Origin of the sequence: Vitreoscilla massiliensis (assembly GCF_001457815.1) — a bacterium.
Classification (GTDB): Bacteria; Pseudomonadota; Gammaproteobacteria; order Burkholderiales; family Neisseriaceae; genus Vitreoscilla; species Vitreoscilla massiliensis.
In genome coordinates this window covers 410357-423297 of sequence record NZ_LN898221.1, presented here as the reverse complement: position 1 = coordinate 423297, position 12941 = coordinate 410357, and the positions used below count along the sequence as shown (strand labels likewise).

Annotated in this window: 15 protein-coding genes; all 15 read left to right on the top strand. The window is 41.5% G+C overall.

The window, feature by feature from the left end:
* Positions 1-9: 9 nt before the first annotated feature.
* The 15 genes from BN3003_RS13555 to BN3003_RS13480 all read left to right on the top strand — a co-directional run bounded on the left by BN3003_RS13555 (position 10) and on the right by BN3003_RS13480 (position 12922).
* The gene (locus BN3003_RS13555; RefSeq protein WP_058357189.1) at positions 10-336 is read left to right on the top strand and encodes a hypothetical protein; all 327 of its coding nucleotides are present in this window, start codon (positions 10-12) and stop codon (positions 334-336) included.
* A gap of 78 nt (positions 337-414) precedes the next feature.
* Complete coding sequence (locus BN3003_RS13550) at positions 415-876, top strand: hypothetical protein (protein WP_058357188.1); 462 nt, start codon at positions 415-417, stop codon at positions 874-876.
* Positions 877-962: 86 nt separating this feature from the next.
* Positions 963-1967, top strand: coding sequence for a zinc ribbon domain-containing protein (locus BN3003_RS13545; protein ID WP_058357187.1), 1005 nt, complete (start codon positions 963-965; stop codon positions 1965-1967).
* A gap of 148 nt (positions 1968-2115) precedes the next feature.
* Positions 2116-2709, top strand: coding sequence for an ATP-binding protein (locus tag BN3003_RS13540; RefSeq protein WP_058357186.1), 594 nt, complete (start codon positions 2116-2118; stop codon positions 2707-2709).
* Positions 2710-2731: 22 nt separating this feature from the next.
* The gene (locus BN3003_RS13535) at positions 2732-3010 is read left to right on the top strand and encodes an IS3 family transposase (RefSeq protein WP_058355568.1); all 279 of its coding nucleotides are present in this window, start codon (positions 2732-2734) and stop codon (positions 3008-3010) included.
* Positions 3011-3069: 59 nt separating this feature from the next.
* The gene (locus BN3003_RS13530) at positions 3070-3426 is read left to right on the top strand and encodes an IS3 family transposase (protein WP_058355569.1); all 357 of its coding nucleotides are present in this window, start codon (positions 3070-3072) and stop codon (positions 3424-3426) included.
* A gap of 22 nt (positions 3427-3448) precedes the next feature.
* Positions 3449-4587 (top strand): IS3 family transposase gene (locus BN3003_RS13520; protein WP_407701090.1). Its coding sequence is split into 2 segments (ribosomal slippage): positions 3449-3686 and positions 3686-4587, totalling 1140 coding nucleotides; the frame shifts between segments, so codons are not numbered across the junction.
* Complete coding sequence (locus tag BN3003_RS13515) at positions 4584-6056, top strand: PDDEXK family nuclease (protein ID WP_058357185.1); 1473 nt, start codon at positions 4584-4586, stop codon at positions 6054-6056. Before BN3003_RS13520 ends, BN3003_RS13515 begins: the two co-directional genes overlap by 4 nt.
* 314 nt (positions 6057-6370) lie before the next feature.
* On the top strand, positions 6371-7261 hold the full coding sequence (locus tag BN3003_RS13510) for a KilA-N domain-containing protein (protein WP_058357184.1): 891 nt from the start codon (positions 6371-6373) through the stop codon (positions 7259-7261).
* 341 nt (positions 7262-7602) lie between these two features.
* A complete protein-coding gene (locus tag BN3003_RS13505; protein ID WP_058357183.1) occupies positions 7603-8031 on the top strand; it encodes a hypothetical protein in 429 nt (142 codons plus the stop codon).
* 104 nt (positions 8032-8135) lie between these two features.
* The gene (locus tag BN3003_RS13500) at positions 8136-8468 is read left to right on the top strand and encodes a hypothetical protein (RefSeq protein WP_058357182.1); all 333 of its coding nucleotides are present in this window, start codon (positions 8136-8138) and stop codon (positions 8466-8468) included.
* Entirely contained in the window at positions 8469-9227 is a 759-nt protein-coding gene (locus BN3003_RS13495) for a leucine-rich repeat protein (protein WP_082625672.1), read from the top strand.
* 44 nt (positions 9228-9271) lie between these two features.
* A complete protein-coding gene (locus tag BN3003_RS13490; RefSeq protein ID WP_058357180.1) occupies positions 9272-9868 on the top strand; it encodes a hypothetical protein in 597 nt (198 codons plus the stop codon).
* Position 9869: 1 nt separating this feature from the next.
* The gene (locus BN3003_RS13485; protein WP_058357179.1) at positions 9870-11981 is read left to right on the top strand and encodes a hypothetical protein; all 2112 of its coding nucleotides are present in this window, start codon (positions 9870-9872) and stop codon (positions 11979-11981) included.
* Positions 11978-12922 (top strand): hypothetical protein, encoded by a 945-nt coding sequence (locus BN3003_RS13480; protein WP_058357178.1) that lies wholly within the window; start codon positions 11978-11980, stop codon positions 12920-12922. The genes BN3003_RS13485 and BN3003_RS13480 overlap by 4 nt, the downstream gene beginning before the upstream one ends.
* Positions 12923-12941 lie beyond the last annotated feature (19 nt).

Sequence of the window (12941 nt, the reverse complement as noted above, 5' to 3'; positions counted from 1 at the left end):
GGTGATGGTATGGAAAGATTTTTAGCACTAATTTGTATACTGGTAATTACAGGGTGCGGATCGAGCGAGCAAACTGTAGAGAGCATAATACAAGCAGCATCAAATGGCTCTCTAAAAGTAGGGGAATCCGTAAAGTTTTCTGGTGAAGCTTATGAAATAATTGGTAATGGAGTTGTCATTCGGCCATCAGAGGGGCTTGGAATTATTGCAGAGGGTGCAGGCGGAATTGGAGTTGAGAAAGATAAATCTTACCATTTTGAATGCAAAGTTAAGAGTTATGCTATTAATGACAAGGTGAAAATAGTAAATGTGGATAACTGCTCAGTGCGGCAGTAAAGCCAACCTCATGCCGCCAATGGTCAGGCTGCCAATTCTTGAGTTATCATGCCGTCATTTCTACTTAGGAGTGGCGGCATGAAGTGGCTTTTAATACTAAGTTTTTCTGCGATTACTTTGTCTGCATGTGACTCAAGCAAAAAGGAAGAGCCCAAGGCTGCAAGTCAGCCAATCCATCGAGAGTCTGTAACAATGGATTCTGATAAGATTTACAATGAAGCTCTAGAGAATCCATTTGCATTTGAAAAAAATATTGCAGGAAAGTCTATAAAATTAATTGGGAAAATTGAGTCGATTAAGCAATCAAGTAGTGATAACCTTCCATTGATTTCATTCGGATATCATGAAATTTACCGAAAGAAAAGTAGCATAGTGGAAACCCCTAATGTATATGCAATTTTAGATAGCAAAGATGAAGCATCATCACTTGTTGTTGGCGAGTCATTAATTATTGAGTGCAACAAAGTTGATATAAGCAATCTAACCAAATATGGCTCAGTCAGACTCACTGAATGTAAGGTTGATACGAGGCAAAAATAAAGCCTCCCTCGTTATAGGGATTGCAAGCTACTTCCCACTCCCAAACGTCATAGCTATAATGCCCCTGATTATAAAGGGGTATTTTTATGGTTAATATCTACCAACTACTAGGCATTAATATTGATGATGATGCAAAGACAATTCAGCTAGCTATTAGCATCCATCAAAAGGCTAAAACCTTGCCTGAAAAGGCTATTGAGGCTGCAAAGCAATGGCTTCTTGTGCCAGATGTGAGGCAAAGATACAATCAGAAATTACAACAAGAGCATCCCGAATTATTTACTCAGATTGCAATCAACAAGGAAATACCACAGGGCGCTAAGTTGGTGTGTGACAAATGCTCAACACCAATTAGAAGTGGTAGTAAATTCTGTCCAAATTGCGGCGACCCTGTTGATTATCGAGATATTGCATCAGAGAATGAGGTGTCTAGCGGTGAAAATGAGAGTGATGTAGTTATAACTTTTGGGTATAGCTCCTCAGCTTCATACGACAGGGCAGTGGCAATTTGTGAGAACATGCCGAGTTATTCAGTAGCTGGTGATGGCAACAAGACTGTTCACAAGCTTTCCATACCGCTATCAGAAATTGATTTGATAGTTAATTTGTATGAAATAATCGGCAACTGGAAAACTTCTACATTCCATATTGGGCACAAACAAATTACAAAGCGCGACTTAACAATGGGGGCGCTTGGTTGCTATCGAAAATACTGCAACTCTTACAACAAAGAAGAATACTGCGCCAATAATAGTGAGTATTACAATCATATTTTTGGGTGTAACAGGCTTGATATGCCTATTCAAGTATGGGGTGGTGGTTGGCTTGAGTATGGTCAATTTGATGTATTTGGTAAGTGGATATTCGATAAACCGAGAATTCAAAAAGAGTTACAGGATGGTTTACTAGAGAATGAATTGTGCCCACGCCTAGATAGACAGGCGGTCATGAAAATTTTCACTGCACTGCCTAATAGCATCAGCCCAAACACTGACCCCAATTGGGAATATAAGTACCAATATGATTACAACAACGAGACGTATCAAAGCACTCAAAGAATGGTTGGCATTAAGCCAGCAGAAAAAAAATAACAAAACAAAGCCCATCCATTTCAGGTGGGCTTTTTTACAGGCCGCTTGTTAAAGCGGCCTTTTTGTTTATGCACATCCTAATTGAATAAATCAAACATGCAGACACCCCTTGTCAGATACAATTGCAAAGATACAAGGGGAGAGTTATATGGCTGGAATAATTAAATCGCTAGATATTCAAGAGGATGGCGTAAGTCGTTTGGCAAAATCAAGTCCTGAAAGAGCAATTGCTGAGTTGATATGGAATGGTCTAGATGCTGATGCAAATAACATAACTGTTCAAGTAAACCTTAATGATTTACATCAGAGTATTATCGTTCAAGATGATGGCTCTGGTATCAATTATAAAGTTGCTGATGGTTATCTGCATAAGGTTGGCGGTAGCTGGAAGAAGCTCAAGGATGTAACTGGCGCAGGCAGAACTTTACATGGCGAAAAAGGAGAAGGGCGTTTTAAGGCCTTTTCAATAGGTCGTTATGTTCAATGGAAAACAATATTTAAAGAAGATAAGAAGCTATTTGAATTTGATATTGCCAGCTCTAAAGATGAAATTACAAAGATTCAAATTTCAGAACTGAGACATTCTTTAAATAAGAAAACTGGAACCATTGTCGAGATTACTGAACTCCATGATGCGCATACAGTGGATAGGAAATCAAATATTTTTAGTAACTTAGATAATTTAATTGATAAGTTATGTAGTGGTCTAATACAACAGGACACATTTCTGAGAGAATATTAATTCCCTTTGAAAGGTCAAAATCATGGCAAAAAAGAGCCCACGCCGTCATTCAGATGAATTCAAACAAGAAACGGTTGATTTGGTGTTGAAACAAGGTTATTCAGTGGCTGATGCTGCTAGAGCAGTCGGTATCACTCCAGCTTTGCTCTATAAATGGAAAGCCAAACTGACTGAACAGCCAATATTGAATGATGATGAGAAGGCCGAATTATTGCGATTGCGCAAAGAAATAAAACAGCTTCGAATGGAGCAAGAAATATTAAAAAAGGCCAGCGCTTACTTTGCGAAGCACGTGAAGTAAGATACAATTTTATTCAACAAAATCAACGCCATTACCCAATTAAGACTCTGTGCAAAGTAATGAAAGTAAGTGTTTCAGCCTACTATGCCTTGGAACCTAAACGGACAAATCTGGTTGAAGTTGGTTTACAAATCCAAATCAGAGCTCTGTTTAACCAACACAAACAACGTATAGGTTCTCGCACAATTAAAGCGTTATTACAACAAATTGGATTCCAAGTCGGAAGGTACAAAGTTCGCAGTGTGATGAGAAAGTTGGGTTTGGTATGTCAGCAGCGTCAAGCATTTAAGGTGACAACCAAACGCAATGAGAGGCACCAAGTTCAATTCAACTTATTGAATCAAAACTTCCAACCGTTGTTTGCCAATGANTGTAGTGGTCTAATACAACAGGACACATTTCTGAGAGAATATTAATTCCCTTTGAAAGGTCAAAATCATGGCAAAAAAGAGCCCACGCCGTCATTCAGATGAATTCAAACAAGAAACGGTTGATTTGGTGTTGAAACAAGGTTATTCAGTGGCTGATGCTGCTAGAGCAGTCGGTATCACTCCAGCTTTGCTCTATAAATGGAAAGCCAAACTGACTGAACAGCCAATATTGAATGATGATGAGAAGGCCGAATTATTGCGATTGCGCAAAGAAATAAAACAGCTTCGAATGGAGCAAGAAATATTAAAAAAGGCCAGCGCTTACTTTGCGAAGCACGTGAAGTAAGATACAATTTTATTCAACAAAATCAACGCCATTACCCAATTAAGACTCTGTGCAAAGTAATGAAAGTAAGTGTTTCAGCCTACTATGCCTTGGAACCTAAACGGACAAATCTGGTTGAAGTTGGTTTACAAATCCAAATCAGAGCTCTGTTTAACCAACACAAACAACGTATAGGTTCTCGCACAATTAAAGCGTTATTACAACAAATTGGATTCCAAGTCGGAAGGTACAAAGTTCGCAGTGTGATGAGAAAGTTGGGTTTGGTATGTCAGCAGCGTCAAGCATTTAAGGTGACAACCAAACGCAATGAGAGGCACCAAGTTCAATTCAACTTATTGAATCAAAACTTCCAACCGTTGTTTGCCAATGAAGTTTGGGCCGGCGACATTACTTACATCAAAACCAGCCAAGGTTGGCGCTACCTGGCTGTGGTGATGGACTTGTTCTCTCGCCGCATTGTGGGTTGGAGTATGGCTGAACGCATGAAAGCTGACTTGGTGATTCAAGCGTTACAACAGGCACATGTCTTACGCCAACCGCAGTATGGCTGTGTATTTCACAGCGACCGAGGTTCACAGTACACCAGTCGAGCCTTCGCTAAGAAAGCCAGTCAATTAAAGATGCGTTTGAGTATGTCTGATATGGGATGTTGCTACGATAATGCGGTAGTAGAGCGATTCTTTGGCAGTTTGAAATATGAAGGTTTAGGCCATACCACGAGCATGAATGAAAGTGTAGTCAAACAAGAAATCACGCAATTTATTCATTATTACAATTTTAAACGGCCACATACAGCCAACAATGGAATGAGCCCATTGGAGTATGAAAATTCTCAGATAAAAGTGTCCTGCGCGGCTTGACCACTACATTAACTATTCCATTTGCACCCTATTTAATTACCTATACGGACGTTAATATCTCAATTAATGATAGGAAATTAGATCCTACATTATTCTTAAGAGATGACCCTATTGAACTAGATGTAATTTCAGCCAATGGAACCACTGCAAAACTTAAAATTTTGTTTTGGAATGGTATTAATCAAACTGATTTATATTTATGTAAATCAAATGGTGCTGTTTTATATGAAATTCCAACTGGCGAAGAATATAAAATTAAGCCGACTGGGTATAAATTTTCTGCATATTTATCTAGCGAAATTTTCAATAGCGAAACAATTGGAACTATTGATTTAGATGGGGATGCAAGGGAATTAGTAAGGAATGCAGTTGATGCACTTAATACAAAATTAGTTTCTTTAAAAAAAGAAGAACAAAACAAACGAAAAGAAAATTGGATTAAGGATGGCATTTATCCATACCTGAACAAAAAGAAGGAAGAATTAACTGCAATCGAAATCGCACAACAAAGTGTATTCGATATTGTTGCGGTTCAGGTAGAGGATAAACTTAAAAAATTTCAAAAAAGTAGTGTTGAGTCAAAACAGTTTACTTTTAAATTAATGGCGAAAGCCTTGGAAGATAACCCTGCTTCAATCCAAAAAATTATTTATGAAGTGTTGAATTTGAATAAAGAGGAGCAAGAGATGTTTGCAAGTCTTTTAGATAAAACTAGCTTGTCTTCTATTTTAAAGTCAGCGAAAGTGGTTGTAGATAGATTGGCGTTCTTAGATGCATTATCTGATTTGGTTTTTAATCACAAAAAAACCCTTTTAGAGCGTGATGAATTACATAAGATATTAAATAATGAAGCATGGATTTTTGATGAGCATTTTAGTTTATCTGGCACTGAAAAAAGGCTAGAGGATGCATTGCAGATTCATCTAAAATTACTAGGTCGGCGAGAAGACGAATCTAAAGAGCCTGTGTATATTAATGGCATTAAACAAGGTAGATTGGACTTAATGCTTCACAAGTCAGTTGAAATTCGGCCAGGTTATAGAGACTTTCTAGTTGTAGAATTAAAACGACCTTCCCAAAAAATAGATAACGCAGTAATGGGGCAGCTAAAAGGTTATGCTCAAGCAATATCAAATGATGAAAGATTTGACAAGCAAAAGTGCAAATGGAAGTTGATTGCAATTTCAAATGAATTCGACGATGTTGCTGAAATGGATGCAAGTACCGCCTCAGTGAGGGGTAAAATTGCTACATATGGCAATATTGAACTTTATATTATGACGTGGTCAGAAGTTCTTAATAATGCGAAGGCAAGGTTAAAATTTTATCAAGAGCAATTGCAGTTTGAGGCCAGTGATGATGATATTAGAACATATTTGTTTGAAAAACATGAAGAATTTTTACCATCTTCATATAGGGATAAGGTTGTAAATGATGGACATCTTGAGCCGAAGGTTGTAAATAAATAAGCGGATATTAGACCTATCCATCGCATGCAGGCTTTGCAAACCACCTTTACTAAGGTGGTTTTTTGTTTTATGATTGTGTCACTACTGAACTAATAGCGGCCATCCGCACCCGATAGACTGGCGGTTTTTTTGCGTCTGCACAATCCTATCTCCACTCAATCTTAGGATAATTGCACCAGTTTTTTATGACGGGTTGATAGCTGTAAATACAACACCCTTCGGGGAAATAGCAGCAGCCATCTATTAGTGGTAGTTGAGACCCGTCCACCTCATAATGTGGGCACACTTAAACTAATCTAATAGGAGTGTTCACTATGAACGCAATCATCAATGCCGACTTCAACGGCTTTAATGTCTCTTTCCGTAATGATGCCTACATTAACGCTACCAGTATTGCCAAGCAATATGGGAAATTAGCTAAGGACTACTTACGTAATGAGCAAACCAAACAATATATTTCAGCGCTTGCACAAAATTTAAGCAAAAGGAGAAATATCCTTTTGAAAGAAATTCAATTAGTTATCGTCAAAAAAGGCGGTAACGTTGCTGAATCGGGTACATGGCTGCACCCAAAACTAGCCATAGACTTTGCTCGTTGGTTATCCCCCGAATTCGCTGTATGGTGTGACGAACAAATCGAGCGCATTTTGGGTGTGAATCTTGGTGGGGAGAAAACCACCCGTGACGACCGCACAGGCCTACGCAACGCAGTCAACGCCATAGTAAGCAAAAAAGGTATGCTCTACCCCGATGCCTACAGACTGGTGCATCAGCGTTTCAATGTTGAGCATATCGACGAATTAACGCTTGAACAGGTTGGCGAGGCGACGGAGTATCTGCATCGGTTGATGTTTGATGGCGAGAAGTCGGAAAGTAAGTCGGTGGCACTGCCGAATAATTGGCAGCCGCTAATTATGTGCGCATTAACTTGTGCTGAGGCATGGGAGAGTTTGAGCTTAGTAGCAAGAAAGCTTGATTCAAATACTGCATCAAGTATGAATCAATTTTTCCAAACCTTAGTTGTATCTGCCCGTACCGCAGCCAATAGCATAGGATTTACTCCAGCCGAAGTGCAGAGACCTTGGATAAACCATCGTATTAAAAAGTGCTTTATTGTCTTGCCTGAAGATTGCTATGGCGATTACGTTTTAAGAGTGGGCAGTGACAATACCGAGTTAGCGCCACTTCCTTTCAAGAGCGCTTAATCCCTAAATAACCTAACAAGCGTCCTGCAACCACAGGGCGCTATTTGTGCTACTTTGAATTGATTTGATGTTAATCAGGCATTTAGGGTTGTAGAAAATTAATTATAAGTGTTAGTATGGGTTCGTCTGTTTGGTATCCCATCTCTGAATAGACCATAGAGCTAAAAGCCTCCTATATTGGCTTAAAAACTTAGGGAGCTTGGTCAGCTACTCAGTACGACTACCTTCATAGTGTGAAGACATTCAAAAGCCCATTGTGTACGAGCAGTGGGCTTTTGTTCGTTTGGCATTTGTGTAATTCGCTCCGAGATTCGGGGCTTTTTTGTTTTTAAGGAGTGTGTATGTTTGAATTTTGGGTAAAGCTATTCGGGCTGCTTACTCCTGTAATGCAGATTGTAATGACCTATATATTGTACAAATTAATTGTGCGCGTGGATTCTTTGATTGATAGTCGATTTTTCACTACGACGGAGAGGTTTGGTGAGGTTAAATTGAGTGATTTCAATATATCCCAAGGCGAATTTCAAGAAATGATAGGCATTGCGATTGGTGTAATTGTTCAAGCAGGACTAAGGGTGCATGATTACACGTCAGAAGTTTACTGCGATGACGGCATTCAAACATTGGATTACACTTTTAAAACCACCTCAGCCACTCCAGAGCTTTTAGCGGATTTACAATTGGAAATCAACAGAAGGCTTGCTGAGTATGAAGTGGAGCATGGCTTATCAGCCCATAGCGTTGTTTTTTCAGTGGAAAGTGCCACTTAATTGAATGGAAATATTTTTTAAACTGCTAAACAAGTGGCTTTTTCATTAGAAGCATCGAATCAACCAGCCTCGCTAACTGCGGGGCTTTTTTATGGGCGTTAAAAATGGCGTACAAATTCATAAACAATTTTGAAACAACGCTTACAGGCGCGATTACAGCCGCCGCAACGAGTATGACTGTAGCCAATGCTGCAGGTTTATCGCTCACAAGCGGTGAAGTGTATCGACTGACAATTCAAAATGCTGATGCGACGCTGTACGAGCTTGTGGACGTGACTGCAATCAGTAGCAATACATTGACCATAGAGCGTGGCAAAGAGGGCACTAAAGCACAGGAGTGGGCAAGCGGTAGCACAGTGTTGTGCGGCTTGACGGCAGCTCAATTGGCGCAGATTGGCGACATCTCAACTGCGCTCACTGCAATCATAGGAGCGTAAATGGCTATTTCAGACCAACTCACGCAGCTCAATACAATCAAGCAAAACATCAGAACAGCAATAAACAACAAAGGCGGCTCAGTTGGCAATAACTTCTCGACTTATGCTGCTGCAATTACAGCTCTGCCAGTTACATCAAGCGGAACTATTGTTTTTGGCAAAGCAGAAGTGATAACCATCAATCCCGTTAACAGCGCAATGAAAACCATACCAGCACATGCCTTACGCGGCTGGACAGCGCCGACAGGCTTGGTGGTGGGTGAGGGCATAGAGACACTTAGTGACTATGCGTTCAACGGCTGGAGTTCGGCAGTATCGCTGTCTTTACCGAGTACGCTCAAAACTTTGGGACAATTTGCATTGGCAGGTTGGACGGCGTTCACTGGAACGATTACCGTGCCTGATGCGGTGACGTCCATTGGCACCTCGGCATGTCAAGGTAATACATTAATGACGGGATTTAAAATCGGCAATAATGTGGTCAGTTTGCCAACCGGCGTGCTTGCATCCAGTCCTGCTTTGAAAACACTGGAAATTGGTACTGGCGTGACAAGCATTGCGGCCAATTTTTTAACACAAGCTGTAGCGGTGACCACCATTATTGTGCGTGCCACAACACCTCCGACAGTCAATTCATCGGGCACATTCTTCAATGGCATACCCACATCTGCGGCAATCAAAGTGCCAGCGACTTCAGTTGATGCGTACAAAACAGCAACAGGTTGGTCGGTGTTTGCTGCGCAAATATCAGCAATATAATGTGAATTTACACCCGCTCCGGCGGGTTTTTTAATGAGAAAAATATGGCCGAATTAACGTTTAAATTGTGGCTTGATGCCGAAATGACCATACCATTGCCGCTAGAAAATGGTAAGCCTGTATTACGGTTGGAGTTTAACGGGGCAGAAAGCAAGACCGGTTTACTGTACTTCGGCAGCCCGAATCCATCGCGACAACTTTCAGTGCAAGAATCAAGCACGGATACCAAAATCAAGTTGTCAGTTGCAGAAGCAAATCAGGCTTGGGTTGCTGGCAAAGCTGTTACTTCAGGCAAGATAGTGCAACCCGAAAACGGGTATATGTATCGTGCATCCAAGGGTGGTACCACGGGCGCCACGGCACCAACTTGGCCGACAGTAGTTGACACTGGTGTCGATGATGGCACAACGCGATGGGTAAACATCGGTAAGGCTTTCGACATGTCGGATATCAAGCTTGCGAGCTCAGAATCAGGCTTGGCAAGTGGCAATCAAGTGCTTGATTTGGCGGCTACCTTGGCAAGTGGCGCGCCTGTGCCAATTTGGTTCAAAGCAACAAACACGGATGCATACTTACGCAGTGATGCAACAGACCCGATTATCCGCATTCAAATTAATAAAGTGACAGAAAAGGCAGTTTAATATGTTAGCAAATCAACGTCTTGCAACAAGTAAGTTGGCAGTTAAAAATTCTGCTTCTGAATTTGCGCCCGTTGATTATGAGGGTGATTTATGCCTTACATCGCAAACTGTCGGTATTTTATACAGTGGTGACTTGGCCGTATTTAAACAATCTGTCATTTTGAATATCGAGTATAGCGGTGATTTGTGCTCAGTAGCTGAGAGTGTAACTGCAAGCTATAACGGTGATTTGGCTGTAGTTTCGCAATATGTTTCAAGCACTCAGCAGCAATACCCATTTTCTTCTAGTGTCGCATTTGATGACTTTGGCGCATTCGGCATTCGCATTGTCAGTGATGGTGTCGAAATCCCGATTTGCGACTACATGCAATCTATTCAAGTCACATTTGAAGAAGATAAAGCCTCGACTGCAAAAATGGTGTTCAAGCAAAACACGGGTGAGCGTGTTGAGCTGTATCGACATTTGAACAAGCCAATGCGCATTGAGTTGACACGTCCAAATAAGCCGGCTTATGTGCTGTATGAGGGCAAATTTGATGCCAGCACTTATCAAATTGGCAATTTGTGGATTGAATGGAATGCAGTAGCACCGCGCGAACGCTTGTTTGAAAAGATGACAGATGCGCAAATCAACGCAATCGGCGTGCATGATGTAAACGTATTCAGAAAGCTTGATGAATACGATGACAAGAGGTCGCTTGTTAACGACCGTTTAAGCACGATTCCAGCATCATTGGATTTCATCAATGGCAATCCTATAGTCACGTCTTGGATGCCAAAGCAGACGGCAGATTACATGCTCGGTGCGTGCGATATTTTGCGTTTGAATGCAAATAATAGTGTCTTATCACAAGAAAACATCATCAACAAGGTGGTGATTAAACTCCAGCATCAATGGGATTTGCTCTATCACGCAGAACGTGGATATTACTTTAACAGCGGCTATTCAGTGTGCGACTATGCAACGTGGGGACAACCGCCTGCTAACGCCACAATTAAATCAGCAGCTCAAGGCACGGGCTGGGTAATGTCGGATTACTCAAGCAAAGGACTGCATCCAAGTGGCATTTATATGTGCTCATGGCGTGGTGGCAATCCTGCTCCAATGAGGTGGAATCCAAAGAATGGAACATTTACACCTGCTGACAATGAAGATAATGATTCCCACGATTTCCGCACTGTAACTGACTTAACAAATATGTTTGCGCAATCCGCATCACTCAAGCTTTCGACGCGCTGGGCGCAGCCCATTGAAGAAATGATTGAAGTTACAGTACAGAATAACGCATCAATTGGACGTTACGAAGAACGTGAATCAACGCTTAATATCACCGTATATCAAGACCGCGAAGATGCTACTGACAGAAAAATCAAGCGGTGGGAAAACTACAATACTTACAAAAATCCTGTGCGAAGCGGAGCGGAAAAGCAATCAAATGGGTACTGGACGCGACGTGCTGACAATATTGACAAAGGTGCATTGCAGAATGCTTTAAATGTTGCAAAACAAGTCGCTGAAACGCAAATACTGTCTAGTCATCGTAGTATTGAGATGACGCTTAGAACAAGTAAATTTGCGCCGCAATTCAATGTCACCCAGACGCATGATATTGATTTTCAACATGTAAAGGGGCGATTCAAAGTTGCGCGTGTGGTTCATGATTTGGATTTAACAAATAAATGGGCGCACACTGAAGTGACATACAAGCTGTTTTCAAGCGCTCTCAATCAAACCTACTCAGTACAAAACATACAGCCGCCGAGAGCGGCTTTAAATTTGTTTGCAAACCCTACATACAACGGCAATCTTGGTGTTCATACGATTGAAATGAATGCACAAGTATTTGATGACGAAGAAGATTATTTAGATTGGGCGGATGAGCAGGGGGGTATGCCGAGTATAGCAACTGGTCAGCGTTTCTTGTATTACAAAGCCAACGGCTTGATACGAGAAGAAACCTACACAGACCGTGGCGTCACATTTGGTCAAGAGGTTGAGTTTCAAGTGATTGCAGACGAAATAGAAGAAGAAAGCACTGAAACGATGGAAATTGAAGCGAAAACCACAGTGGAAATGGGCATTCCAAACGACTTGCAGGAGTTGGTGGCATGAGTACAAACCAAAGCAATCGGGAGTCGTGGCGCAAGTTTCTTGGCATAAAAGACCAGTCATCAGGACTTGAAAGTGGGCGCGTAGGTGGCGCAATTGACCGTACGGCAGGGCGCTCAGGTGGTGCAGGTGGTGGTGGTTCGCTTGATTCTGACACAGTGCCAGAGGGTGAAGAATCGAGTGGCGCAGAAAAAGGGGATGGAGCAGGTGATGCGGGAAAGCAAATCAAGCAAGGAGATAAGTTCGATAGACTTGAAGACTTGTACGATTGTGAAACGGGTGAAAAGGTCAAGATTGATGGACTCGGTAATGATGGTTCAGAGCAGTACCCAACAGGTTTTGAGGACTGCAAAGAGCAGCCTACAGACCCATCATACGAGACAGGCTATTACTGGAAAGCAACATCAAAAGCATCAACAGATGGTGTAATTACTAGTGAAACCACGGGATACTCTCAAACAGTTGGAGAAGCAAATACATTCTGCTTGGGTAATCCAAACTTATCTCAAGAAGCAAGAGACCAGCTTGGTGGTAGTTTCACGGGTTCACTTGGCGGCTGTTATGACAGCGCATGTCACAGAACATACTTAGTCAGTGTGACGCGTCAAAACTGCTCAGCAGAATACAATGCGGTATGCGACTTACCGCCGCCAAAGTCAAAATGGCCAGCTCCAGACCGCAATCATCTAACTTGGAACAAAGAAAAAGGCTGCTTTGAGCCTTTGTGCCCAGAGCTTAACAATCAAGTGCTTGATAAGTACAAGTCTTGCGAAAAAGAGCGTATTTTGTGCGACAAGGATGGCAATAAGGTTAAAGTCGCAGTAGATGGTGACACTGTAAAAGTGACGCAAGCAAAATACAATCAGACTGCTGAGATTAAAGACGGCAAGGTACAGACAGTCAAAAAACTGACTGAATCACAAACAGAAGCGGAATTTAAATAACCCACCAAATCGGTGGGAT